This is a genomic window from Chromobacterium piscinae (genome assembly GCF_021129175.1).
Classification (GTDB): domain Bacteria; phylum Pseudomonadota; class Gammaproteobacteria; order Burkholderiales; family Chromobacteriaceae; genus Chromobacterium; species Chromobacterium piscinae.
Genome location: NZ_JAJOHV010000002.1, coordinates 48226 through 72565 on the forward strand (window position 1 = coordinate 48226; position 24340 = coordinate 72565).

Here is a 24340-nt window from a genome sequence, read left to right on the forward strand (position 1 = left end):
GTATGTATCTGGTATGCAACAGTTTCAGGACAGACTCACTGACCTGATGACCAGCTGGCCTTGAAACCAAGGTCGGCGCCAATACGCCCGGCCTCTCCCCTTCCCTATCCCCGGCCAGCGCCTCAAGGCTTGCAGAATCTTGCCCCACAAGCCTTTATCCATCCCAACCAAAGACAATGTCATTTAGTGCTTTTCCTCTAACCATCAAGATTGATTAATAAATCAAATTCAATCTGAAAGTTATTAATTACAAGATTGACCTGTAAAAAAGTACAGGGTCATTTTTTATCCTAGTCGCTACATTCCAATTTGCAATACCACTTCAATACAACTCACAACGCTTGTTTCGCACCCAATCACAATAGGGAGATATCGAGTGAGCAAGACCCTGATGCTTGTGAAAAGCGGCCTCGCGGCCGGTGCCATAGGCGGCGTCGCGCTGGTGGCCGGCACCGTGCCGTCCGGCGCCCCGTTCCCCGCGGCGCATTCCTCCTATCTGCTCAAGACCGCAGACAGCAGCTGCGCCGACCCTGCCTGGAACGCCACCGCCGTCTACACCGGCGGCCAGCGCGTCAGCTACCAGAACCAGACCTGGCAAGCCAAGTGGTGGACCCAGGGCAATACGCCGTCAGCCGGCGACGCCAGCCCCTGGCAACTGATCGGCCAATGCGGCGGCGGCAATCCCAACCCGCCGCCCGACCCGCCGCTGGTTCAGGTTCCGCCGCCGACCGGCAACGCGCTGTGCCGGCCCGAGGCGCTGGCTCAGACCCAGGGCGTGGACGTCCCCTACTGCGCGGTTTACAAGCAGGGCGGCGCGGAACAGCTGGCCAACGGCAGCCGCCGCCGCATCATCGGCTACTTCACCAGCTGGCGTACCGGCAAGGATGGCAGCCCGGCCTACCTAGCCAGCGACATCCCCTGGAACAAGCTCACCCACATCAACTACGCCTTCGCCCACGTCGACGGCGGCAACAAGCTGTCGGTCAACGAAACCGCGCCGGGCAACCCGGCCACCGACATGAGCTGGTCGGGCGTGGCCGGCGCAGAGATGGACGCCAGCCTGCCGTACAAGGGCCACTTCAACCTGCTGACCCAGTACAAGCGCAAGTATCCCGGCGTGAAGACGCTGATTTCGGTGGGCGGCTGGGCCGAAACCGGCGGCTACTTCGACGCCAGCGGCAAACGCGTCGCCAGCGGCGGCTTCTACAGCATGACCGTCAACGCCGACGGCACCGTCAACCAGGCCGGCATCAACGCCTTCTCCGACTCCGCCGTCGCCTTCCTGCGCAAGTACGGCTTCGACGGCGTTGACATCGACTTCGAATACCCGACCTCGATGAACAATGCCGGCAACCCGCTGGACTGGAGCTTCTCCAACGCCCGGCTGGGCTCGCTGACCAAGGGCTATGTGGCGCTGCTGCAGACGCTGCGCGACCGCTTGGACCGCGCCGCCGCCCAGGACGGCCGCTACTACCAGATCACCGCTGCGGTGCCGGCCTCCGGCTACCTGCTGCGCGGCATGGAAACCTTCCAGGGCCTGAAGTATCTCGACTTCGTCAACGTGATGTCCTACGACCTGCACGGCGCGTGGAACCGCTTCGTCGGCCCCAACGCCGCGCTGTACGACGACGGCAAGGACGCGGAACTGGCGTTCTGGAACGTGTACAGCACGCCGCAGTACGGCAATATCGGCTACCTGAACACCGACTGGGCTTACCACTACTACCGCGGCGGCCTGCCCGCCTCGCGCGTCAACATGGGCGTGCCCTACTACACCCGCGGCTGGAAAAACGTCAGCGGCGGCAGCAACGGCCTGTGGGGCAGCTCGGTGGGCAGCAACTGCCCGGCCGGCTTGACCGAATGCGGCGACGGCGCGGTGGGCATAGACAACATCTGGCACGATCTGGACGACAGCGGCAAGGAGATCCCGGGCGGCTCCAACCCGATGTGGCACGCCAAGAACCTGGAGAAAGGCCTGGCCGGCAGCTACCTCGCCGCCTACGGCATCGACCCGACGCTGCCGATCAACCAGCTCACCGGCAGCTACCAGCGCAACTACAACGGCGCGCTGGCCGCGCCGTGGCTGTGGAACGCCGGCAAGAAGGTGTTCCTGTCCACCGAGGACGAGCAGTCGATCGCGCAGAAGGCCGCCTGGATAGACGCCAACAACGTCGGCGGCGTGATGTTCTGGGAACTGGCCGGCGACTATGACTGGAAAGCCCAGCGCAACAACGGCCAGGGCGAGTACTTCATCGGCACCACGCTGACCTCGCTGCTGTACAACACCTTCAGCCAGCCGCCCAAAGTCAGCGCCCGCCGCGCCGACGCCGCGCCGGCGCCGACCGCGGCGATAGACGTCGGCTTCAGCCTGGGCGGCTTCAAGCTGGGCGATCAGAATTATCCGATCAACCCCAAGCTGACCATCGTCAACCGCTCGCAAACCGCGCTGCCCGGCGGCACCGAGTTCCAGTTCGACGTGCCGACCTCGGCGCCGGCCAATATCGCCGACCAATCCGGCTTCGGGCTCAAGGTGATCAGCGCCGGCCACAGCGGCAGCAACGTCGGCGGCTTGAAGGGCGATTTCAACCGCGTGTCGGTGAAGCTGCCCAGCTGGCAGAGCCTGGGAGCAGGACAAAGCGTGACGCTGGACGTGGTGTATTACCTGCCGATCTCCGGCCCCAGCCACTACACGGTGGGGCTGAACGGCAAGACCTACGCCATCCGCGACGAAGCGCCCTACCTGCCTTACCTGCGCTAAGCGCTCCGGACCCGCGCGCGCCGCGGGTCCAAACTAATCCCTTGTTCCTCCGCTTGCGGCCGGCTCATCCCGGCCGTCTTTTTTTCGTCATCCCATTGCATCACCTCGTTCAGGCGGCTCAAGGCCTCCTGAGGATCGATGCCGAACAAGCGGGGCTGGCGGCCCAGATAGTCCTGCAAAAAACGCGACAGCTCATCGTGCTCCATCTTGAACTCCTCATGCTGGATGCCGTATTGTCGCCCTGATAACATGAACAAAAAATTGCTGACTTTTTCCTACAAATTTCCCCTTTATGAGCCAAAGCCGCCTGTTGCAACAATACAGCCGCCTGCGCCAGGGCTTTGCCGGCCAGGATGGCGAAGCCTCGCTGCAGCAGCTGGCCGACCTGCTGTGCTGCACCCGCCGCCACATGCGCAGCCTGCTGATCCAGATGCAGGGGCTGGGCTGGCTGGAATGGAATGCCCGCGCCGGACGCGGCAGCCGTTCCGGCCTGCGCTTCCTGCGCGGCATCGCCGAACTGCAGCGCCAGCAAGCGGAACAGCTGCTGGAACAAGGGAAAGTGGAACAAGCGGTGGCGTTGCTGGACGATGACCCCAGGCAACTGGCGCCGCTGCTGCTGTCCCGCCTGGGCCACCGCTGGAGCCAGGAGCGCCAGGTGCTGGGCGTACCCTATTACCGGCCAATGCCCAATTTGATGCCCGGCACGCCGCTCAGACGCTCCGAACGCCATTTGGTGGCGCAAATCTTCAACGGTCTGACCCGGCTAAACGAGGAAAAAGGGGAAGTAGAAGGCGATCTCGCCCATCACTGGGAACAGCATTCGGAGCGGGAGTGGCATTTCCACCTGCGGCCGCGGGTACGCTGGCACGATGGCCGCGAGCTGAGCCTGGACGACATTGCCGCCACCCTGGAACGCTTGCGTACCCAGCCCCTGTTTTCCCATCTAACCGGCATGCGCCGGCTATCGCCGCGCAGCATCGCCATCCAGCTTTCCGAGCCCGATCCCCGGCTGCCGCGGCTACTGGCCGACCCCGCCGCGCTGGCGCTGCCGGCCGATCACGGCGACCGTCCCGGCTTCGCCTCGCATCCCGTCGGCACCGGCCCCTATCGCGTGGCGATCAACGATGCGCACCGGCTGTCGCTGCAAGCCTTCGACGACTACTTCGGCCACCGCGCGCTGCTGGACCAGGTGGACATCTGGATGGTGCCCAAACTGGGAGACCAGCTGGAGCTGGACGTTCAGGGCATCTGCGATCTGACTGTGGAAATCAATCCTCGGCCGGCGCAGGAGCAAACCGAAATGTCGCTGGAAACCGGCGTCTATTTCCTGCTGTGCGACGGCCGCTCGCCCCTGATGCGGGACGACGCCGTCCGGCGATGGCTGGCCCAGGCGCTGACGCCGCTGGCCATCATGCAGCAGACTCCGCCCGCCGCCCGCCAGTTCTGGGTGGCCGCGGCCGGCCTGCTGCCGCGCTGGCACCACTGCCGGCCGGAGACGCCATCGCCGGCGCCGCGCCTCCCGGCGCTGCGGCTGGCTTATTACGAGCAGCACCCCGAATACCGGCAGATCGCCGCCGCCATCGCCGAATGCCTGGCGCCGCACGGCATCGCCGTTCAGCACCAGACCTGCAGCTATCAGGATTGGGAATGCGGAGAAAGAGAAGCGGATATGTGGTTGGGCACAGTCAACTTCAGCTGCGACATAGACTACGCGGTGCCGGCCTGGCTGCTGGGCACGCCGCTGCTGCGCCATTGCTTGGAGCCGGCGCTGCCGCTGGAGCAATGGCTGCGCGGCTGGCGCCGCGGCGAGGAGCAAGCCCACAGCCTTGCCGCCGAGACAGTGAGGCGGCACTGGATGCTGCCGCTGTTCCACAATTGGCTGCGCTTAAAGGGGCCGGGCCAGATCGAGGATTTCCGCCTCAACAGCATGGGCTGGTTCGACTTCAAATCGGTCTGGCTGCGCCCAGGAGAAACCTAGGCCGCGCGGATGGCGGCCGGCTCAGTTGTACGGCAGCTCGTACACGTGCAGCGTCTGCAGGGCCAGCGGATTGACCGACTCCACCTTGCCGCTGCGGTAGTCGACGATCAGCGGATGTTTGGCCGGATCGCAGGTGGTCGCGACGCCGCCCGCCCTGTCGCCTCCCGAGATGTTCACCGAAGTCGGCCCGACGCCGGCCGGCTTGCGGCCCAGGTTGTTCAGTTCCAGCGCATTGGCCAGATCGCCGGACAGAAACAGCGAGCGCACGCCCTGAGGATGGTTGCGCACGCACAAGAAAGACTGGAAATAACGCACCTTGCGGTTGTTGATCAGGTAGAAGTCTTTGTCATAGATGGCTTCGTTGACCACGTAGGCCATGTCCTGCACCGCGCCCTCGGCCCCAGCGGCGTTGACGATGAACCGGCTGCCGGACTTCAGGCAGCCCAGGCGCTGGTCCAGCCACATGTCCTCCATTTCCGACGCCGCGCACTTGAGCGGCCCCTGATATGGCCTCACCGCCTCCGCGGCGAACGCCGGCACAGCCAAACAGGCCGCCAACGGCAGCCACGACAGTATTTGCAATATCTTGTGCATTCGCCCACCACCCAAACAGAATACATGCGCCGCCCGGCCCGCATCTCTCTCAACGCTTCACCGGCCCCATATACCCCGCCAGGCCCACCCTCTTTATATGTTCCCTGGAAACAGGCAGCCGCCTCTTCCTCATATTCGCATTCGCGCAAACGCCCTCCCCAGAACGTCCGCCATGCAAAAACCAGCAATAAACCTTTTAGCATATTCCTGAGGCAACTTTATGTCATCAAAAATTTACAAACCAATCGACGTGCATACGTCGCCATAACCTGCTGGAAACCCTTCTTCCGGAGCCCGCGGCAAGCCTCCTTCCAAGTACGGCTTGCGCTCCGCGCTTGCACAACCGGCCGGCGGCGAAACAAGGCCGGCCAATCGCAACGCGCTGAAATCGAAATAACGGCTTCTCCACTTCGGATTGAGCCGGGCAAGCGGCGTAATGCGACCACCATCTCCCAAAAACCGCCACCGCAACTTTGCCTATAGTGAAATCCGACGCCCATATTCAAGGCACCCCGATTCTGCCATCCCCAAAAGGGAGAAACCCATGCTGTCCAGGCTATCGATCGCCAGCAAGCTGCTATTGCTGCTGCTGCCCTTTTCCCTGGCCTTGGTAGGCCTCGCCGGCATTCTCTCGCTCGACCGCCTGCAAACCCTGAACGAGTTGCAACGTTCGGACCGACTGATCGCCATCGCCGGCGTCTCCAGCCAACTGATACACGACCTCCAAACCGAACGCGGCCTCAGCAACGGCTTCCTGAGCGGACAAGCCGCCGCGCCGCCCCCTCCCTTGCAGGCGGCTCGCGCCAACGGCGACAAGTCGCTGGCCGGCTTCGCCTCTGCCAGCGGCGAGCTGCGCGACAGCCGGCTGAAAGAACCGCTGGACGCGCTGAACAGCCAGCTGCAGGGCCTGGCTCAGTTGCGCGCGGACATCGAAAAGCGCGGCATTCCGGCGCCTGACGCCTTCGCCGCCTACTCCAAGGACATCGACAGCCTGATCGGGCTGATCGCCCGGCTGGCGCAAGCCAACAACGACGGCGACCTGCTGCGCAGCACCATGGCTCTGCTCAACCTGCAGTGCGAAAAGGAGTTCGCCGGCCGGGAGCGAGGCTACGTCAACGGCCTGCTGCAAGGCGGCGTGCTCAACCAGCAAAGCCACGCGCAGGCGGCCAGCCTGATCGCCAAGCAGGACGCCTGCGCCAGCCAGTTCAAGCTGATAGCGGACGATGCCCTTCGCGCCCAGAAGGAAGCGCTGGACGGCGGCGACGAAAGCCGCGCGGTGCAGGCGCTGCGCGCCAAGGTGATGGGCCAGGTTCTGGGCCAACCGGTGGGCGTGGCGCCGGCAGCGTGGTTCCAGGCCACCACCAAGCGCATCGACGCGCTGAAGGGCGGGCAGGACCAACTGCTGCTGCAGATGGCGCAGATGGTGGCGGTCAAGGTGGCTCGGGCGCGCTCGGACCTGGCGCTGACGCTGGGCGGATCGGCGCTGGTGATCCTGCTGCTGTGCGGCCTGGGTTTCGCCATCTACCGCGGCATCCACGTGCCGGTGCAGCGGCTGGAAGTGCTGATGACGTCGATGAGCCAGGATTTCGACTTGCGCCCGCGGGCGGCAATCCGGGGTCATGACGAAATCGCCCGCATGGGACACGCCTTCGACCATCTGGTGGATGCTTTCGCCCACACGCTGAACGAAGTCAACCGTAACGCCCACACCCTGGTGGACGCCGCCAACAGCATGCTGGACATCGCGGAGCGCGCGGCCAAAGCATCGGAAACCCAAAGCCAGTCGGCGACTGAAATCGCCGCCGCCGTCGAGCAGATGTCCGCCGGCATCGAGTCGGTCACCAACAACACCCAGCAATCGCTAACCCTGGCTCAGCAGATGCAGCGCAGCGTCCACGACGGGCGCGAACGCATGAGCGACACCACTTCGGCCATGCACCAGACTTCGTCGGTGCTAGGCGACGCCGGCAGCCGCATCGAATCGCTGCAGCGCAAATCGGAGGACATCCGCTCCATCATCACCGCCATCCGCGAGATCGCCGACCAGACCAATCTGCTGGCGCTGAACGCCGCCATCGAGGCGGCGCGCGCCGGCGAGATGGGCCGGGGCTTCGCGGTAGTGGCCGACGAGGTGCGCAAACTGGCCGAGCGCACCGGCAAAGAGACACTAGACATCACCGCGCTGATCGAGGACATCCGCGGCGAAACGCAGACCGCCGCCCATCACATGCAGGAGGCCCAGGACAGAATGGAATCCGGCCTGCAGCTGGTCAGCCGGACTGTCGACGACCTGGAGCAGATACACTCCGAAGCCGGCCACGCCGCCAACAAGAGTCAGGACACCGCCACAGCGATGGCCGAGCAGACCTCAGCCAGCAATGAGGTCGCCACCAATATCAGCGTGATCGCCTCGCTGGCCGAGGACAACGCCTCGTTGGTGCAGGAGGTGGCCAAACTGTCCGACCGGCTGAATGCGTCCGCCGGGGAACTGGTCCGGCTGGTGGACCGCTTCAAGCATCTCGCGGAATGACTCAGCCATGCCCTATCGTTTGAAATTAGTCCATCGACTGGTGCTGCTCACCGCGCCGCTGGCCATGCTGCTGCTGGCCGGCGGCGCCGCCTATACCGTTGATCGGCGGCATGCGGCCAGCCAGTTGCAACAGGATGTGACGCTGGCGGACAACGTGGTGCTGATTGGGGGCTTGATCCATGCGCTGCAAAGCGAGCGCGGCCTCAGCAACGGTTATCTGAAAACCTCGGCGTCCATGCCGGAAGCGCTGCGCCAGCGGCGCGCGGAAGCCTCGGCGCTGCTGGACCAGCTGCGCCGACAGCCCGGCGATGGACTGAAGCCCCGACTGCGCGGCTTCATCGATAATAGCGTGCCCGCTGCGGACCACCTGGAGCGCCTGCGCGCGAGCGTCAATATCCGCCGCATCGCGCCGCTGGAAATGTTCGCCGCGTATTCGACGATGATAGAGCAGCTGTCGGGCGTGGTGGCGCTGTTCGACGCGCAAAGCGAGGACATCCGCGCCAGCGTGCAGCAATGGTCGGCGCTGCAGTGCCAAAGCGAATACACCGGCCGGACTCGCGGCCTGGTCAACGGCGTGCTGTCGTCGGGCCGCATGACGGTGGCGGACCTTCGCCGAGTCAGCGGAGTGGTGTCGCAGGAAGCCTTGTGCGAACAGCTGTATCTGCAGCATGGCGGCAATCCATCCGCCCTGGCCCAGGCATTGCAGTCCACGCACGGCTTCGAAGTCATGCGCGAGGCTCTGCTCGAACGCGAGCCCGGCGCGCTGGAGCCGCGGCTTTCTCCGGCCGTCTGGTTCAAGGCGGCCAGCGCGCGGCTCGACGCCTTGTATGGCTTGCAACGGCAATTGCTGGGCGACATCCGCCAGCGCGCGTCTGATCAGGCCGAACGCGCCCGCCGCCAGGGCTGGCTGGCGCTGGCCGGCTTGCTGGCCTTGCTGTTGCCGATAGGCGCGTCCATTCTGCTAGCCCGCGATGTCATCCGCACGCTGGGCGCGGAACCTGATGACGTCGCTCAGGGAATGCGCGAGCTGGCCGACGGCAAGCTGGATTTCGCCCTGCCGCTGGCCAAACGCGATACAAGCAGCCTCGCCGCCCACATCCGCAAGATGGGCGAAAAACTGTCCGCCGTGATTCTGCAGGTCCAGTCCGATGCAGACGCGGTGGCAAACGCCTCGCTGCAACTGAACAACGCTTCCCAAAGTCTGTCCGCCAGCGCCTGCGACACCTCGGCCAGCATCGAGCAGACTTGCATGACAGTGAACGAAGTCAGCCGCCAGATGTTCCACATGGCCGACCAGGCCAATCACACCGGCAGCATCGCCAATGAAGCCGCCAGCCAGGCCGACGCCGGCAACCGCGTGGTCGGCGAGGCGATACAGGCGATGCGCCGCATCGCCCAGCGCACCGACATCATCGACGACATCGCCTACCAGACCAACCTGCTGGCGCTCAACGCCGCCATCGAGGCCGCGCGCGCCGGCGAGGTGGGAAAAGGCTTCGCCGTGGTGGCCGACGAAGTGCGCAAGCTGGCGATACGCAGCCAGGATGCCGCCAAAGAAATCGGCCAGGTGGCCGCCCGTAGCGTGCAACTGGCGGAAAGCGCCGGCGCCAGCCTGAGCGCCATCGTTTCCTCCAGCCGCGAAACCCGGGAGCTGGTGGAAGGCATCTCCCGGGACGCGTCAGCCCAGGCCCGCCAGGTCGGCAACATCACCTCGGTGATGCAAGGCCTGAGCCATCTATCCCAGGACAACGCCGCCACCAGCGAAGAGCTGTCGGCGGCTGCGCATGAAACCGCCCAGCGCGCCGACAGCCTGCGCCGGCAGATGGAGTATTTCCACCAACCGCCGCCAAGCTGAAACCCGCGCGGACTCGGACAGGATGCAACCGCCCCACATGGTCTCTCAGCAATGAAGCCGACGCCGCCGGATACATCGACGCAACCGCAGCCGCGCGCCATCTCCCCGACCCTCGGCTGGCTGGCCGCCATGCTCTGGTCCGCATGGACGGCGGCGGCGATGGCGGCGGAGCCCGTCATCATCCATTACCCGGCGTTTCCCCAGGGGTCCGAAACCCGTTTCCAGCCTTATCTCGACCTGCTGCTCGAAGCCGTCGAGCACACCAACGCCAAATACGGCCCCGCCACGCTGCGCCCCTCCGCCAGGCTGATGAACGAGGCCCGCTATCTGCAGGAGCTGCAACAGGGCAATCTCGACGTGATCTGGAGCTCCACCACGGAAGAGCGCGAACGGCAAATGCTTGCCGTGCGCATCCCGCTGGACAAGGGCTTGCTCGGCTACCGGATCGCGCTGATCCCGGCCGACCGCCAGACGGCCGTCGCCGGCGTGCGCGACCTCGCCGGCCTGCGCCGCCTGCGCGTCGGCCAGGGGCTGGGCTGGGAAGACGTCCAGCTCTACCGCTACAACGGCATCAAGGTGACCGAAGCCGGCTACGAGCAACTGTTCTCCATGCTGGACAAAAAACGCTTCGACCTGTTTCCGCGCGGCATCGGCGAGGTCTTCCCCGAATTCGACAGCCGCGCGCCCATCTATCCCGGCCTGGCCGTGGACAAGACGCTGCTACTCTACTACCCGTGGCCCTATTACTTTTTCTTCAACCGCGAACACGGCGCCGAACTGGCAAAGCGGATAGAAGAAGGCTTGCGCCTGATGCTCAAGGACGGCTCCTATGACAGGTTTTTCCAGCAACATTACGGCGCGGCGATACGGCGCGCCGAGCTGGACAACCGGACGCTGATCCGGCTGGAAAATCCGATGCTGCCGAAAGACACGCCGTTGGACGACGCCAGGCTGTGGTACCGGCCAGGCCGCTGACAACGCGGGCGCGCCCCAGCCGTTTGGCCTCCCGCGCCGCGCGGAGCCCGCCCCGTCCGAAATGAATCCTTTCGCATCAAGCACTTAGAAAAGCAATGCGTGCCACCTTGGCGAAACCGAAGCCGAGTGGTGATTTTGCTGCGCCGCAAAATCTTGCCAATCCTGGCGAAACCCGCTAAATTCGTGGGCTCTAGAAGCGCGCGGGTGTAGCTCAATGGTAGAGCAGAAGCTTCCCAAGCTTACGACGAGGGTTCGATTCCCTTCACCCGCTCCACAGGCTTCCCGCACCTCCCAGACAACTCCATGCATGGCCTCTCCGAGCGACCCCGATGAAATTGAACTCCGGCCGGCTGTGGCTAAGAATCGCGACCTACGGCACCCTGGCCGTGGTCCTGCTGCTGGTATTGATCCGTGCGCTGATCTACTGGCAATTTGACGAAGCCGCCGTGCGCGGCAGCCTGACCCACGCCCTGCAAGACACCGGGCGCAGCGTCCGCATCGACGGCCGCATCACGCCCCAGGTTTTCCCCTATCCCGGCATTGAAATAGAAAAACTCAGCATCAGCGAACCCGGCAAGCCCGACGCCTTCGCCCGCGTGGAAATGCTGCGCGTGTCGCTGGCCTGGCTGCCGCTGCTGCTAGGCAACCGCGAAGTCAAGGCGCTGGATCTGTACGGACCCAGCGCCGGCGTCAGCCGCGGCCTGGACGGGCAACTGAACATCGCCGACCTGTTCCAGCGCCGCCGCCAGGACAGCTACACTCTCAAGCTTGACCGGCTGACCGTGCGCGAAGGCACGCTGCTGCTGTCCGACCAGCTCACCCACACCGACAAGCGGCTGGCCAGCATCAGCCTTGACGCCGACAACCTGCGCGGCACCGCCGACGTCAGCTTCGGCGCCATTCTGGACGATGACAAGCGTCCGGTGCGCCTGGCGCTGACCACTCCGCTGGCGATACAGGACGACCAAGTCAGCCTGCCCGAACTGGAGGCGGTGGCGATCAGCACCATCCCCGGCCTGGGCGAAACCAAACTGACCGTCGCCGGCCAGTACAAGCTCAACTTCGCTTCGCTGCAGGCCACCGGCAGCGACGTCACCGTCAGCTTCACCAGCGAACGCCCCAGCAGCGAGGTCAAGCTGACCTTGCCGCAGATCAACGCCAGCCTGCGCGAGCTGACCATGCCCTCCGGCACCCTCAGCGCCAAACTCAGCTACGCCCGCAGCCAGTACCAGCTGCAGGCGGCGCTGGACAACCTGAAGCTGAGCGAGGGCGGCCTCTACGCCGACAAGCTGGACGGCGAGTTCAACTGGCTGGCCGGCTCCAGCAAGGTCAACGTCAAGCTGAACGCGCCGCTGTCGCTGGCCGGCATGAACCAGCTGCTGATGCAGCCGCTAAAGCTGACCAGCACCATCACCACGCCGGCGCTGCCGCGCGGCCGCCTGGTGGCCAGCATGGAAGGCGCACTGGACGGCGACATCGACGAGCCGCGCTTCAATCTGCGCGTCGCCGGCAAGCTGGACGGCTCCGACGTGTCCGCCACGCTGAGCCAGTACGGCCTGATCAAGCCGCGCCACGAAGCGATGCTGTCCATCGGCAAGCTGGACCTGAACCGCTACCTGCCCGAAACCCAGGGCGATCCAGTGGCGATCTTCCAGAACACCAATGAAATCCCGCTGGACTGGCTGGACTTCTTCGACCTGAACGGCAAGGTGGAGATAGGCGAACTGGCGATGGGCCGCTTCCGCATCAACCACATCACCAGCAATGTGCGCATCAACCCGCGCGCGCTGGAGCTGGACCAGATGTCCGCCGACATCTACGACGGCCGCCTGCAGGGCGACGCTTCGCTGAGCCGCCGTGACGTGCCGCATCTGCAAGTGAAGCAGACGCTGCAGGGCATGAAGATCCGCCCGCTACTGGTAGACCTGTTCAACTTCAACCGCCTGGACGGCAAAGGCAACGGCAAGATCGACATCAACGCCGACGGCAAGTCCTTCGCCGAGCTGCGCAGCACGCTCAACGGCGACGCCTCCTTCAGCCTCAACAACGGCGCCCTGACCGGCATCGACCTGGTGGCGGCGCTGAAGAACCTGCCGGCCGAACTCAAAGAGTGGAACGCCGCCGCGCAAAACGACCAGAAAACCACCTTCTCCACGCTGTCTACCAGCTTCAAGCTGGACAGCGGCGTGGCGCGCAGCCAGGACCTGAAGCTGGCCTCGCAGCTGGTCAACGTCAACGGCGGCGGCAAGGTGGACCTGAAGCAGAGCATCGTCGACTACACGATGGACGTGCAGGCCAATCCGCAAGAGTTCGTCCGGCTGAAAGGCGTCAACGTGCCGCTGAAGATCACCGGCCCGCTCAACGCGCCGGTATACGCGCTGGACTTCAACGCTCTGGTCAAGGGCAAGAAGACCGAGGGCGAAAAGCAGCAGGCGCTGAAACAGCAGTTGCAGAAGCAGATCACCACCATCCTGCCCTGAACCGTCGAACAGCAACAAAAAAAGCCCCGGGTTTTCCGGGGCTTTTTCTTGCCGGCGGCGCAGCCGAAAGACAAGTCGCGCGGCAAGCTAGCATGGCGGTTATCAGTCGCCCTGCAGTATCCGGGACTCGGCCAGCGCCAATTGCTCCGGCGTGCCCAGCAGTACCATCACGTCGTCCGGGGAAATCTCGAAGCTGTCGTCGAAATCGGTTCGTCGCACCCGATTGCGGCGGATCGCCTTCAGCTCCACGCCCAGATCGTTGAGACCCAGCGCGCCCAGCGGCTGGCCGATGGCCGCCGCGCCGCCGCACACTTGCACGCTCAGCAAACGGGGCACCAGCGACTCTTCCAGGCTCTCCGTCTCGTCGCTGCTGCCGCGGAAAAAGCCGCGGAACAGGTCGTAGCGCTCCTCCCGCACCGCGCGGATGCGCCGCAGCACGCGGCTGGGCGGCACGCCCGCCTCCAGCAGCGCCTGCGAGGCCAGCATCAGGCTGCCCTCCATCACCTCGGCCACCACCTCGTCGGCGCCGGCCTGGCGCAACACGTCCAGCTCGCTCTCGTCTATCGTGCGCACGATCACCGGCAATTCCGGCCGCACTTCCCGCACCGTGTGCAAAATGCGCAGCGCGGCGTGGGTGTCGGCGAAGGTCACCACCACCACCTTGGCCCGCATCAGGCCGGCGGCAAGCAGCACCTCCTTCTTGCCGGCGTCGCCGAACACCACCGGGTCGCCGGCCTCGCCCGCCTCCCTCACCCGCTCCGGATCCATGTCCAGCGCGAACATATTGATCTTCTCGGTTTCCAGCAACCGGGCCAAAGCCTGCCCGCTACGGCCGTAGCCGCAGATCAGCACGTGCTCGTCCTTGCTCATGCCGGCCACCAGCATCTGGTGCAGGTCCAGCGATTGCAGCATCCAGTCCTGCTTGATCAGCCTGCGGGTGATGCGCTCGCCGTGCATGATCAGGAAGGGCGCCGCCAGCATCGAAATCAGGATGGCGGCTATGGCCGCCTGGGCCATGGGCGCGGCCACCAGGCTCAGGTTCAGCGCCAGCGACAGCAGCACGAAGCCGAACTCGCCGCCCTGCGCCAGCGCCAGCGCCGAGCGCATCGCGTCGTTGGAGCGGTGGCCGAACAATCGGCCCAGGCCGAACACTACCGCCAGCTTCAGCGGCAGCAGCAAGGCCAGCAGCAACAGCACCTCGCCAAAACGGCCGAACAATACCGACAGCTCCAGCTTCATGCCCACGGTGATGAAGAAGAAGCCCAGCAGGATGTCGCGGAAAGGCTTGATGTCCTCTTCCACCTGGTAGCGGTATTCGGTTTCGGAGATCAGCATGCCGGCGACGAAGGCGCCCAGCGCCAGGCTGAGGCCGGAGAGCTCGGTCATCCAGGCGATGCCCAGCGTCACCAGCAGCACGTTGATCATGAACAGCTCGCCGGAACGCTGCCGCGCCACCAAGTGGAACCATGGCCGCACCAGGCGCTGGCCGAAGAACAGCAGCAGCGCCAGCACCACCAGCACCTTGCCGCCCGCCTTGGCCAGATCCAGCCACAGCGTGTCGCTGCCGCCGGCGAAGGCTGGCAGCATGATCAGCAGCGGCACCACGGCGATGTCCTGGAACAGCAGCACGCCGATCGCCAACTGGCCGTGCGGCTGGTTCAACTCCAGTCTTTCCGCCAGCAGTTTGCTGACGATGGCGGTGGACGACATCGCCAATGCGCCGCCGACGGCGAAACCAGTCAGCGGACTGCCGGTCAGATAGGCGATGGCCATCGCCACCAGCAGCATGGTCAGCGCCACCTGAGCGAAGCCCACGCCGAACACCAGTTGCCGCATCGCCCTCAGCCTGGGCAGGGAAAACTCCAGGCCGATGGTGAACATCATGAACACGATGCCGATTTCGCCGAGAAAAGCGGTTTCCTTGCCCTGCGGGATCAGGTTCATCACCCCCGGCCCAGTCAGAAAACCCACCACCAGGTAGCCGAGCATGGCCGGCACCTTCAGGCTTCGGCACAAGGTGACCACCAGCACGGCGGCCAACAGGACAAGGACGATGGGGGCCATGGAATGCATCGGTGGTCGGGGCTCCAGGGAAAGAATCGGCAACGGAAAACACGACCGCCAAGCAAAACTTGCACCAGCACCCGCGTCAATCGATTATAACCTTTGATATACTTTTGCCTTATGGAAAAAAATCACACCAGCCGACTGGAAACGGCGCGCGAAGTGCTGCATGAAGAAGCGGCCGCGCTGGGCACCCTGGCCGAGCGCCTGAACGGCGAATTCCTGGACGCGGTGGAGATCATCCTGGCCTGCGAAGGCCGCGTGATCGTCACCGGCATGGGCAAGTCCGGCCATGTGGGGCGCAAGATCGCCGCCACGCTGGCCAGCACCGGCACGCCGGCCTTCTTCGTGCACCCAGCCGAGGCCGCCCACGGCGACCTCGGCATGATCACCGGCGACGACGTGGTGATCGCGCTGTCCAACTCCGGCGAATCGGCCGAAGTGGTGTCGCTGCTGCCGGCGCTGAAGCTGAAGGGCGGCAAGCTGATCGCGGTGACCGGCCGGTCGGAATCCACGCTGTCCCAGGCCGCGGACATCCTGCTGCACACGCATGTCGAGCGCGAAGCGTGTCCGCTGAACCTGGCTCCGACCACCAGCACCACCGCGCAGATGGCGCTGGGCGACGCGCTGGCCGTCACGCTGATGGAGGCGCGCGGCTTCGGCCAGAGCGATTTCGCGCTGTCCCACCCGGGCGGCAGCCTGGGCCGGCGCCTGCTGGTGCACGTCAAGGATCTGATGCACGCTGGCGGCGATCTGCCGCGGGTGGCGCCGGGCACGCTGCTGAAGGACGCGCTGCTGGAGATGTCCCAGAAACGGCTGGGCATGGTCACGGTCAGCGAGGCCGACGGCACGCTCCACGGCATCTACACCGACGGCGACCTGCGCCGCACGCTGGAAAAAGGCGTGGACGTCTACAGCCTGAAGATAGACGAGGTGATGGGCCGCAAGCCGCGATCCATCCAACCGGACAAGCTGGCGGCGGAAGCCGGCTTCCTGATGAAACAACACCAGATCACCAGTCTGGTGGTCGTCGACGCCCAGGGCAAGCTGGCCGGCGTGCTGCACATGCACGACCTACTGCGAGCCGGCGTGTTTTAAAACCAGCCGGCCAGTCCCAGCGACTGGCGGCGGCAAGGATCAAGCAATGCGTATGATTTCCGAGCAGGCCCGCAAGGTGAAACTGCTGATCATGGATGTGGACGGCGTGATGACCGACGGCCGCATCTACTACGACGCCCGCGGCGAAGAGAGCAAGTCGTTCTACGTGCAGGACGGCCTCGGCCTGCGCCTGCTGCAAGGCACCGGCGTGCAGCTGGCCATCATTTCCGGCCGCGCCGACCGCTGCGTCGAGCACCGCGCCCAGGCGCTGAAGATCGACCACTACTACGGCGGCGTCCATGACAAGAAAGTCGCGCTGGCCGAGCTGCTGGACAAGACCGGCCTGTCCGCCGAGCAATGCGCGTTCATCGGCGACGACCTGATCGACCTGCCCATTCTGACCCGGGTCGGCCTGGCAGTGGCGGTGCCCGAGGCTCCGCCGCAGGTGCGCCAGCATTGCCACTACGTGACCGGTAATTCCGGCGGCCACGGCGCGGTGCGCGAGCTGGCCGAGCTGATCATGCAGGCCCAGGGCACGTTTGAAGGCGTGCTCGCCCGGTATCTGGCATGATCAAGCTGCTGCGCTCCCATCGCCTGTTCCCGGTGCTGCTGGTCGGACTGACCGCGCTGCTGACGATATGGCTGGACCAGATTTCGCGCTGGGACAGCCACCGCCGCGAACTCGACCCGGACAAGCCCGAGTACGTGGCGGAAAACATGATCGCCACCCGCTACGACAAGCAAGGCAAGCTGATGGACAGGCTGATCGCCACCCGCATGTGGCAGTACCCTGGCAAGCCCGACGCCTATTTCGAGAATCCCGACCTGTACCAGTACCAGCAGGGCGTGCTGCAATACCATGTGACCGGCGAAACCGGCCGCTACAACAACAAGAGCCAGCAGGCCTACTTCGACAAGAAAGTCGTTTTGATCAAACCCGCAGACAGCAAACAGCCCGAAACCCGGCTGGTCAGCAGCGCGATGTTCGTCGATACCGGCAAGCGCTTCGCCAGCTCCAAGGCGCCGTCAGTGATCTACCAAGGCAACTCGGTCGCCAACTCCATCGGCTTCAGCTATCTGGAGTCGCAGGGCCTGCTCAATCTGTATTCCAAGACCAAGATCGTCTATGCCAAATAACTCCCGCATCCTGCTGGCCGGCCTGCTGCTGTCCGCCTCCGCGCTGGCTCACGCCGAACAGGCAGACAAAACCAAGCCTATCGAGATCACCAGCGACAATGGCTGCACCATGGAGCAGACCAAGGGCGTCTCCACCTGCACCGGCAACGTGGTGGTGATCCAGGGCACGCTGCGCCTGAACGCCGACAAGGTGGTCGCCACCCAGGACCCGCAAGGGAAGCAGACGCTGCAGGCTACCGGCCGCATCGTCACCTTCCGCCAAAAGCTGGACAACAACAGCGGCTGGATCGAAGGCCAGTCCAGCAAGCTTGACTACGACAGCGCCAAGCACTTCGCGGTGCTGACCGGCAACGCCCGCGTCAAGCGCAACGGCGACCTCGTGATCGGCAACGTGATCACCTACGACACCCAGAGCGAGGTCTATCAGGTGATGGGCGGCGGCGCCAACGCCGGCAAGGGCGGACGCACCACCGTGATCCTGCAGCCGAAGAACACCGCGTCGCAACCGGCGGCCGCCAAACCCGCCGCCGGAGCCGCCGCGCAATGAAGCACAGCACCCTCACCGTCACCAATCTGAAAAAGCGCTTCAAGAAGCGCACCGTGGTCAAGGATGTGTCGCTCAGCATCGAGAGCGGCGAAGTCGTCGGCCTGCTCGGCCCCAACGGCGCGGGCAAGACCACCAGCTTCTACATGATCGTCGGCCTGATCGGCGCCGACGACGGCGACATCCGCCTGGACGACGCGTCCATCACCCACTACCCGATCCATCAGCGCGCCCAGCTCGGCCTCGGCTACCTGCCGCAGGAAGCGTCCATCTTCCGCCGCATGACGGTGGAAGAGAACATCACCGCCATCCTGGAAATCTCCGGCCTCAAGGGCAAGGAGCTGGAAAAAGAGCTGGACCTGCTGCTGGACGACCTGAACATCGGCCACCTGCGCGACAGCAACGCGTTGTCGCTGTCCGGCGGCGAGCGCCGCCGGGTGGAGATCGCCCGCGTGCTGGCCACCCGCCCGCGCTTCATCCTGCTGGACGAACCTTTCGCCGGCGTCGACCCGATCGCGGTGATAGACATCCAGAAGATCATCTCCTTCCTGAAGGAGCGCGGCATCGGCGTGCTGATCACCGACCACAACGTGCGCGAGACGCTGCGCATCTGTGACCGCGCCTACATCATCAGCGACGGATCGGTGCTAGCCTCCGGCGAGCCGGAAGAACTGGTCAACAACGAGAGAGTGCGCGAGGTCTACCTCGGCGAGCACTTCCATCTGTAAACGATGAAACAGGCCCTTCAGCTCAAGGTATCCCAGCAACTGACGCTGACGCCGCAGTTGCAGCAATCGATCAAGCTGCTGCAACTGTCCACGCTGGACCTGCAGACGGAGGTAGAGCGCTTCCTGCTGGACAATCCGCTGCTGGAACGCGGCGACGAGCCTCGCGACGGCGAAGCCGCTCCCGACAGCGCGGGACAGCAGGAAAGCCCGGCCGAGGCCCAGGACGCCGACAGCCGCGACGACGGCGCCGGCGAACTGCTGGACTGGGGCGCCGGCAGCCGCAAGGGGGACGACAACGACTTCGACCCCATGCTCAACGTGCCCTGCCCGGTCAGCCTGCGCGAGCACCTGCTGACGCAGCTGGGCGAGATCGCCCTCTCCGGCCGCGATCGCGCGGTGATGCGCCTGCTGATCGAGGAACTGGACGACGACGGCTACCTGCCGCTGGAGCTGGACGAGCTGGCCGGCAACCTGCCGCTGGAGCTGGAGTTGGAAGTCGACGAACTGGCGGTGGGTCTCAGGCTGCTGCAGCAGTTCGACCCCGCAGGCGTGGGCGCGCGCTCGCTGGCCGAATCGCTGACGCTGCAGCTGCAACGCCTGCAGGGCGGCGAACCTGAGCACGCGCTGGCGCTCGCCATCGTCCGCGAGCATCTGGCCTTGCTGGGCGGCCGCGACTACGCCAAGCTGAAAAAGCTGCTACGCTGCGACGACGCGGCGCTGCGCCGCGCGCAGGCACTGATCGCCCGCCTCAACCCGCACCCGGCCACCGGCTTCGGCCACGGCGAAACCCATTACGTGATTCCCGACATCAGCGTGCGCAAGCTGCGCGGCCGCTGGGTGGCCGAGCTCAACCGCGCCGCGATGCCTCGTTTGCGCGTCAACCGGCTGTACGAGCGCATGCTGGCCGACCAACGCGCCGGCGGCGAAATGTCGGGCCGCCTGCAGGAGGCTCGCTGGCTGGTCAAGAACATCCAGCAACGGTTTGACACCATACTCAAAGTGGCGGAAGCTATCGTTGAGCGCCAGCAATCGTTCTTTGAGCACGGCGAAGTGGCGATGCGCCCGCTGATCCTGCGGGATATCGCGGAAGAGCTGGGCCTGCACGAATCCACCGTTTCCCGATCCACCAGCCAGAAATACCTGCTTTGTTCGCGGGGCTTGTTCGAACTCAAGTATTTCTTCGGCAGTTCGCTGGAAACTGAAAGCGGCGGAGAGTGCTCTGCCACGGCGATCAAGGCCCACATCCGCGGCATGATAGACGCCGAGGACCGCGCGAAGCCGCTGTCCGACAGCGCTATCGCCGACACGCTGGCCAAGCAGGGAATACAGGTTGCCAGACGCACCGTAGCCAAGTATCGTGAAGCCATGCAGATTCCGGCGGTGAATCTGCGCAAGGCACTGTAGGGCGCTTCAAGAATACAATGCCGCCCGGCAACCCGACCGGGTGGTCAACACCAGAAGGAGCTAGGGTATGAACCTCAAAGTAACTGGCCTGCACCTGGAAGTCACCCCGTCGCTGCGCGAATACATCGAGAACAAGCTCGAGCGCATTACCCGCCATGTCGACCACGTGATCGATATCTCCGTCACCCTATCGGTGGACAAGCTGGTCCAGAAGGCTGAAGTCAATGTGCACCTGTCCGGCAAGGACATCCACATCGAAGCTTCCGAGGCCGACCTCTATGCCGCCATCGACGTCCTGATGGACAAGCTGGACCGCCAAGTCCTGAAGTACAAGGAAAAGCTGACCGAGCACCGCGCGGTGGGCTCGGGCGAAGCGTCTCAGACCCAGGCCTCGCTGTAAGGCCTGACTGAAGACAACGGGAGCCTGACGGTTCCCGTTTTTCTTTGCGCTTGCCAGTTTTCAGTACTATCAAGGCAACGTAGAATTCACAGTTTCACCCCAAGAGCCGCATGCATAATCCAACATGACTCTCATCGGCAAGATCCTGACCCCGGACCATATCCTGCTGGATCTGGACGTCGCCAGCAAGAAGCGGGTGTTCGAACAAGTGGGACTGCTCGTGGAGAATACCCGCGGCATCGCCCGCAGCGAGGTTTTCGACAGCCTGTTCAGCCGTGAAAAACTGGGCTCCACCGGACTCGGCCAGGGCGTGGCCATTCCCCACGGCCGCGCGCGCGGCCTCAAGGAAGCTACCGGCGTATTCATCCGCCTGAAGGCGCCCATTCCCTTCGACGCGCCGGACGGCAAGCCAGTGCAATGCCTGTTCGTGCTGCTGGTCCCCGAGCACGCCACCGACCTGCATCTGCAAGTGCTGTCGGAGCTGGCGCAGCTGTTCTCCAGCCGCCAGATGCGCGAGCAGATGCTGGGCACCGGCGCGCGCGACGAACTGTACAAGCTGCTTTGCGAATGGACGCCCCATGCCTAGCATCACCGTGCGCCGGCTGTATCAGGAAAACCAGCAGAAGCTGAATCTGACCTGGGTCGCCGGCACCGGCGGCTCCGACAACGTGATCGGCAACGACGACCAGCGCCCGACGCTGGCCCTGGTCGGCCACCTGAACTTCATCCACCCCAACCGGGTGCAGGTGCTGGGCCTCGCCGAGGTCGACTACCTGAACAAGCTGGAGCAGTCGGCGGCCAAGACCGCGCTGGACCAGCTGTTCCACAAGAGCATGTCGGTGGTGATGGTCACCAACAACCAGCCGGTGCCCCGGCTGCTGCGCGACTACTGCCACAGCCACAACGTGCCCCTGATGTGCAGCACGCTGGAAAGCCCGTACCTGATGGACGTGCTGCGGATCTACCTGGCCCGCGCGCTGGCGGTGTCCACCGTGCTGCACGGCGTGTTCCTCGACGTGTTCGAGATCGGCGTGCTGATCATGGGCGACTCCGCGATGGGCAAGAGCGAGCTGGCGCTGGAGTTGATCTCCCGCGGCCACGGCATGGTGGCCGACGACGCCGTCGAGCTGTACCGCATCGGCCCGGACACGCTGGAAGGCCGCTGCCCGCCGCTGCTGCGCGACTTTCTGGAAGTGCGCGGCCTCGGCATCCTCAACATCCGCACCATCTTCGGCGAGACCGCGGTCCGCCCCAAGAAGGTGCTGAAACTGATCATCCATCTAGTCAAAGCCAACGACCAGGCGATGCAGGCGCTGGACCGGCTGAACATCCAGTCGGAGACCCAGGACATCATCGGCGTCACCGTGCGCAAGGTAGTGCTGCCCGTGGCCGCCGGCCGCAACCTGGCGGTACTGGTGGAGGCCGCCGTGCGCAACTACATCCTGCAGCTGCGCGGCATCGACAGCACCCGCGAATTCATCGAACGCCACACCAATTTCTTGCGAGACCAGGAAAATGCGCCTGATATTGATTAGCGGCCTGTCCGGTTCCGGCAAGTCGGTGGCGCTGCGCGCGCTGGAGGACTCGGGCTTCTACTGCGTAGACAATCTGCCCGCCACCATGCTGCCTGAAGCGATGGCGATGTACGCCGATTTCGGCTACAAGGACATCGCCATCAGCGTGGACACCCGCTCCGGCCCCACGCTGGGCGCGCTGCCCAAGGTGGTGGAATCCCTGAAGTCCCAGGGCATCGATGTGCGGCTGCTGTTTCTGGAAGCCAAGCCGGAAACACTGGTCAAACGCTTCTCCGAAACCCGCCGCCGCCACCCCCTATCCGACACCGGCATCACGGTGGAGGAAAGCATATTGCTGGAACAGGAAATGCTGGCCGAGGTGTTGGAGCTGGGCACCCGCATCGACACCAGCGAGCTGTCCGCCAACGCCCTCAGAAGCTGGGTGCGCGAACTGGTCGACGCTGACAGCAACCAGCTGACGCTGATCTTTGAATCGTTCGGCTTCAAGCACGGCGTGCCGCAGGACGCCGATTTCGTCTTCGACGCGCGCTGCCTGCCCAATCCCTATTACGATCCGCAGCTGCGCCCGTTCACCGGCCGCGACCAACCCATCATCGACTTCTTCGCCGGCCACCAGGAAGTGGCCGAGATGATAACCGACATTCAGGCGATGATCGCCAAGTGGCTGCCCTGCTACGGCAAGGAAAACCGCAGCTACCTGACGGTGGCCGTCGGCTGCACCGGCGGCCAACACCGCTCGGTGTACATCATCGAGAATCTGGCGCGCGTCTTCCCCGACCGCCAGGTATTGGTCCGCCACCGCCAGCTGTACCGCGAACACTGACCATCGGCAGGGCCCGCCGCCCTGCCCGTCCAGCCCGGCTGGAGAAAGAAGCCGATGACCCGCAAGACCGTCACCGTCGCCCTCACCGGCGCCTCGGGCCTGCCTTACGGCCTGCGCCTGATCGAGGCCCTGCTCGCCGCCGGCGCGCGGGTGTGGGTGCTGTATTCCCAAGCCGCCCAGGTGGTGGCCAAGCAGGAAATGCAACTGACCCTGCCCTCACGCCCGGCCGAAATGAAGGCCTGGCTGCAGGCGCGCTATCCCGCCGCCGACGGCCAACTGGAAGTGTACGGCCGCGAGGAATGGTTCGCTCCGGCGGCGTCCGGCTCCAATCCGCCGGACGCGATGGTGGTCTGCCCGTGTTCGATGGGCACGCTGGCGGCCATCCGCCACGGCATGAGCGACAATCTGATCGAACGCGCGGCCGACGTCTGCATCAAGGAGCAGCGCAAGCTGGTGCTGGTGCCGCGCGAGACGCCGCTGTCCGCCATCCACCTGGAAAACATGCTGGACTTGGCGCGCCTGGGGGTGGTGATCCTGCCCCCCGCCCCCGGCTTCTACACCCATCCCAAGAGCGTGGACGACATGGTGGACTTCGTCGTCTCCCGCATCCTCGATCAACTGGGCGTCGAACAAACGCTGACGCCGCGCTGGGGAGAGTGAGCATGGACGGCGGCCCGATCCTGAGCCTGGAAGCGCTGCGCCGGCTGGAACAGGCCGCCGCCGGCCATAGGTTGAATCTGATGCGCCATGCCGCTCTGGCCGCCGCGGACTGGGTCACTCGCCACCGCCCGCCGGCCTCGCCGCTGCTGGTTTGCGCCGGCCCCGGCAACAACGGCGGCGACGCACTGCACGCGGCGCTGGCGCTGCGCAAGCGCGGCCATCCGCTGACGGTCCTGCAACCCGTCGCGGCGGCCAGCGACGAATGCCGCGCCGCGCGCAGGCAGGCGGAAAAAGCCGGCCTCGCCATCCTGGCCGAATTGCCCGACGGCGCGCCGCCTCCGGCGCTGCTGATAGACGGCCTGTTCGGCATCGGCCTGTCCCGTCCGCTGGACCCCGCCTGGCAAAACCTGATAACTAGACTGAATCGCCTCGATTGCGCCAAGTTGGCGCTGGACTGCCCCAGCGGCTTGGACGCCTATACCGGGCAGCCGCAAGGCGCGGCCATCTGCGCCGACCACACCCTGACCTTCCTCTGCCACAAACCGGGGCTATTCGGCGGGCCAGGCGCCGACTTCGCCGGCCAGGTGGAGCTGGCGATGCTGGACTGCCCCGCCAGCCTGTATCCGCAAGCCGAAGGCGAGCTCAACCGCCCGCCGGCCGCGGCGCTCGCCCGCAACCGGGACAGCCATAAGGGCAGCTACGGCTCCGTATCCATCATCGGCGGCGCGCCAGGCATGCTCGGCGCGGCGTTGCTCGCCGGCCGCGCCGCGCTGGCCG

At 65.0% G+C, this 24340-nt stretch carries 21 protein-coding genes and 1 tRNA gene; 19 read left to right on the forward strand and 3 right to left on the reverse strand.

Features of this window, described 5'->3' with window-relative positions:
- Nucleotides 1-376: 376 nt before the first annotated feature.
- Nucleotides 377-2758, forward strand: a complete 2382-nt coding sequence (locus tag LQR33_RS00355; RefSeq protein ID WP_231466972.1) for a chitinase C-terminal domain-containing protein — start codon at nucleotides 377-379, stop codon at nucleotides 2756-2758.
- Here the strand turns inward: LQR33_RS00355 and LQR33_RS00360 are convergent.
- The gene (locus LQR33_RS00360; protein WP_166438026.1) at nucleotides 2755-2964 is read right to left on the reverse strand and encodes a hypothetical protein; all 210 of its coding nucleotides are present in this window, start codon (nucleotides 2962-2964) and stop codon (nucleotides 2755-2757) included. The genes LQR33_RS00355 and LQR33_RS00360 overlap by 4 nt on opposite strands.
- A gap of 86 nt (nucleotides 2965-3050) precedes the next feature.
- On the opposite strand from LQR33_RS00360, the gene sgrR reads away from it, so the two are divergent.
- The gene (gene sgrR, locus LQR33_RS00365; protein WP_231466975.1) at nucleotides 3051-4736 is read left to right on the forward strand and encodes an HTH-type transcriptional regulator SgrR; all 1686 of its coding nucleotides are present in this window, start codon (nucleotides 3051-3053) and stop codon (nucleotides 4734-4736) included.
- Between the two features lie 21 nt (nucleotides 4737-4757).
- On the opposite strand, the gene LQR33_RS00370 is transcribed toward sgrR, so the two are convergent.
- Nucleotides 4758-5330 (reverse strand): hypothetical protein, encoded by a 573-nt coding sequence (locus tag LQR33_RS00370; RefSeq protein ID WP_166438024.1) that lies wholly within the window; start codon nucleotides 5328-5330, stop codon nucleotides 4758-4760.
- 544 nt (nucleotides 5331-5874) lie between these two features.
- On the opposite strand from LQR33_RS00370, the gene LQR33_RS00375 reads away from it, so the two are divergent.
- The 5 genes from LQR33_RS00375 (at nucleotide 5875) to LQR33_RS00395 (ending at nucleotide 13170) form a co-directional block, all read left to right on the forward strand.
- Nucleotides 5875-7860, forward strand: coding sequence for a methyl-accepting chemotaxis protein (locus LQR33_RS00375; protein ID WP_231466977.1), 1986 nt, complete (start codon nucleotides 5875-5877; stop codon nucleotides 7858-7860).
- A 7-nt stretch (nucleotides 7861-7867) separates the two neighbouring features.
- Entirely contained in the window at nucleotides 7868-9715 is a 1848-nt protein-coding gene (locus LQR33_RS00380) for a methyl-accepting chemotaxis protein (protein WP_231466979.1), read from the forward strand.
- Nucleotides 9716-9844: 129 nt separating this feature from the next.
- Nucleotides 9845-10690 carry a substrate-binding periplasmic protein gene (locus LQR33_RS00385; RefSeq protein ID WP_231466981.1) on the forward strand — a complete coding sequence of 282 codons (846 nt, stop codon included), beginning with the start codon at nucleotides 9845-9847 and terminating at the stop codon, nucleotides 10688-10690.
- 200 nt (nucleotides 10691-10890) lie between these two features.
- Nucleotides 10891-10964, forward strand: a tRNA-Gly gene (locus LQR33_RS00390).
- Between the two features lie 55 nt (nucleotides 10965-11019).
- On the forward strand, nucleotides 11020-13170 hold the full coding sequence (locus tag LQR33_RS00395; RefSeq protein WP_166438020.1) for an AsmA family protein: 2151 nt from the start codon (nucleotides 11020-11022) through the stop codon (nucleotides 13168-13170).
- A 102-nt stretch (nucleotides 13171-13272) separates the two neighbouring features.
- Here LQR33_RS00395 and LQR33_RS00400 read toward each other — a convergent pair whose 3' ends face one another.
- Entirely contained in the window at nucleotides 13273-15243 is a 1971-nt protein-coding gene (locus LQR33_RS00400; protein ID WP_221663547.1) for a cation:proton antiporter domain-containing protein, read from the reverse strand.
- A 111-nt stretch (nucleotides 15244-15354) separates the two neighbouring features.
- Between LQR33_RS00400 and LQR33_RS00405 the strand changes: the two genes are divergently transcribed.
- From LQR33_RS00405 to LQR33_RS00460, 12 genes are all read left to right on the forward strand, one after another.
- On the forward strand, nucleotides 15355-16332 hold the full coding sequence (locus LQR33_RS00405) for a KpsF/GutQ family sugar-phosphate isomerase (protein ID WP_166438018.1): 978 nt from the start codon (nucleotides 15355-15357) through the stop codon (nucleotides 16330-16332).
- Between the two features lie 46 nt (nucleotides 16333-16378).
- Complete coding sequence (locus tag LQR33_RS00410) at nucleotides 16379-16903, forward strand: KdsC family phosphatase (protein ID WP_021476568.1); 525 nt, start codon at nucleotides 16379-16381, stop codon at nucleotides 16901-16903.
- Entirely contained in the window at nucleotides 16900-17469 is a 570-nt protein-coding gene (gene lptC / locus LQR33_RS00415) for an LPS export ABC transporter periplasmic protein LptC (RefSeq protein ID WP_021476569.1), read from the forward strand. Before LQR33_RS00410 ends, lptC begins: the two co-directional genes overlap by 4 nt.
- Nucleotides 17459-18016: a lipopolysaccharide transport periplasmic protein LptA gene (gene lptA, locus LQR33_RS00420; RefSeq protein ID WP_166438017.1), complete on the forward strand. Its 558-nt coding sequence runs from the start codon at nucleotides 17459-17461 to the stop codon at nucleotides 18014-18016. Before lptC ends, lptA begins: the two co-directional genes overlap by 11 nt.
- On the forward strand, nucleotides 18013-18741 hold the full coding sequence (lptB, locus tag LQR33_RS00425) for an LPS export ABC transporter ATP-binding protein (RefSeq protein ID WP_166438016.1): 729 nt from the start codon (nucleotides 18013-18015) through the stop codon (nucleotides 18739-18741). Before lptA ends, lptB begins: the two co-directional genes overlap by 4 nt.
- A gap of 3 nt (nucleotides 18742-18744) precedes the next feature.
- Complete coding sequence (locus LQR33_RS00430; RefSeq protein WP_166438015.1) at nucleotides 18745-20145, forward strand: RNA polymerase factor sigma-54; 1401 nt, start codon at nucleotides 18745-18747, stop codon at nucleotides 20143-20145.
- A gap of 67 nt (nucleotides 20146-20212) precedes the next feature.
- Nucleotides 20213-20545 (forward strand): ribosome hibernation-promoting factor, HPF/YfiA family, encoded by a 333-nt coding sequence (gene hpf, locus LQR33_RS00435; RefSeq protein ID WP_021476573.1) that lies wholly within the window; start codon nucleotides 20213-20215, stop codon nucleotides 20543-20545.
- A 124-nt stretch (nucleotides 20546-20669) separates the two neighbouring features.
- Nucleotides 20670-21131, forward strand: a complete 462-nt coding sequence (gene ptsN / locus LQR33_RS00440; protein ID WP_021476574.1) for a PTS IIA-like nitrogen regulatory protein PtsN — start codon at nucleotides 20670-20672, stop codon at nucleotides 21129-21131.
- Nucleotides 21124-22080, forward strand: a complete 957-nt coding sequence (gene hprK / locus LQR33_RS00445; protein ID WP_021476575.1) for an HPr(Ser) kinase/phosphatase — start codon at nucleotides 21124-21126, stop codon at nucleotides 22078-22080. Before ptsN ends, hprK begins: the two co-directional genes overlap by 8 nt.
- Complete coding sequence (gene rapZ / locus LQR33_RS00450) at nucleotides 22061-22903, forward strand: RNase adapter RapZ (RefSeq protein WP_166438014.1); 843 nt, start codon at nucleotides 22061-22063, stop codon at nucleotides 22901-22903. The genes hprK and rapZ overlap by 20 nt, the downstream gene beginning before the upstream one ends.
- Nucleotides 22904-22957: 54 nt before the next feature.
- Nucleotides 22958-23563, forward strand: a complete 606-nt coding sequence (locus LQR33_RS00455; RefSeq protein WP_166438013.1) for a flavin prenyltransferase UbiX — start codon at nucleotides 22958-22960, stop codon at nucleotides 23561-23563.
- 2 nt (nucleotides 23564-23565) lie between these two features.
- Nucleotides 23566-24340 (forward strand): NAD(P)H-hydrate epimerase (locus tag LQR33_RS00460; RefSeq protein ID WP_231466983.1); only part of this gene is annotated, 775 nt, incomplete at its 3' end.

What these genes read in the sequence shown, in the direction of transcription:
- LQR33_RS00395 (WP_166438020.1), top strand. Translation starts at nt 11,020, where the DNA reads ATGAAATTGAACTCCGGCCGGCTGTGGCTAAGAATCGCGACCTACGGC.
- LQR33_RS00410 (WP_021476568.1), top strand. Translation starts at nt 16,379, where the DNA reads ATGCGTATGATTTCCGAGCAGGCCCGCAAGGTGAAACTGCTGATCATG.
- LQR33_RS00405 (WP_166438018.1), top strand. Translation starts at nt 15,355, where the DNA reads ATGGAAAAAAATCACACCAGCCGACTGGAAACGGCGCGCGAAGTGCTG.
- LQR33_RS00400 (WP_221663547.1), bottom strand. Translation starts at nt 15,243, where the DNA reads ATGCATTCCATGGCCCCCATCGTCCTTGTCCTGTTGGCCGCCGTGCTG.
- lptB (WP_166438016.1), top strand. Translation starts at nt 18,013, where the DNA reads ATGAAGCACAGCACCCTCACCGTCACCAATCTGAAAAAGCGCTTCAAG.
- LQR33_RS00375 (WP_231466977.1), top strand. Translation starts at nt 5,875, where the DNA reads ATGCTGTCCAGGCTATCGATCGCCAGCAAGCTGCTATTGCTGCTGCTG.
- rapZ (WP_166438014.1), top strand. Translation starts at nt 22,061, where the DNA reads ATGCGCCTGATATTGATTAGCGGCCTGTCCGGTTCCGGCAAGTCGGTG.
- sgrR (WP_231466975.1), top strand. Translation starts at nt 3,051, where the DNA reads ATGAGCCAAAGCCGCCTGTTGCAACAATACAGCCGCCTGCGCCAGGGC.
- LQR33_RS00455 (WP_166438013.1), top strand. Translation starts at nt 22,958, where the DNA reads ATGACCCGCAAGACCGTCACCGTCGCCCTCACCGGCGCCTCGGGCCTG.
- hprK (WP_021476575.1), top strand. Translation starts at nt 21,124, where the DNA reads ATGCCTAGCATCACCGTGCGCCGGCTGTATCAGGAAAACCAGCAGAAG.
- LQR33_RS00370 (WP_166438024.1), bottom strand. Translation starts at nt 5,330, where the DNA reads ATGCACAAGATATTGCAAATACTGTCGTGGCTGCCGTTGGCGGCCTGT.
- LQR33_RS00430 (WP_166438015.1), top strand. Translation starts at nt 18,745, where the DNA reads ATGAAACAGGCCCTTCAGCTCAAGGTATCCCAGCAACTGACGCTGACG.
- LQR33_RS00380 (WP_231466979.1), top strand. Translation starts at nt 7,868, where the DNA reads ATGCCCTATCGTTTGAAATTAGTCCATCGACTGGTGCTGCTCACCGCG.
- ptsN (WP_021476574.1), top strand. Translation starts at nt 20,670, where the DNA reads ATGACTCTCATCGGCAAGATCCTGACCCCGGACCATATCCTGCTGGAT.
- hpf (WP_021476573.1), top strand. Translation starts at nt 20,213, where the DNA reads ATGAACCTCAAAGTAACTGGCCTGCACCTGGAAGTCACCCCGTCGCTG.
- LQR33_RS00385 (WP_231466981.1), top strand. Translation starts at nt 9,845, where the DNA reads ATGCTCTGGTCCGCATGGACGGCGGCGGCGATGGCGGCGGAGCCCGTC.
- lptA (WP_166438017.1), top strand. Translation starts at nt 17,459, where the DNA reads ATGCCAAATAACTCCCGCATCCTGCTGGCCGGCCTGCTGCTGTCCGCC.
- LQR33_RS00360 (WP_166438026.1), bottom strand. Translation starts at nt 2,964, where the DNA reads ATGGAGCACGATGAGCTGTCGCGTTTTTTGCAGGACTATCTGGGCCGC.
- lptC (WP_021476569.1), top strand. Translation starts at nt 16,900, where the DNA reads ATGATCAAGCTGCTGCGCTCCCATCGCCTGTTCCCGGTGCTGCTGGTC.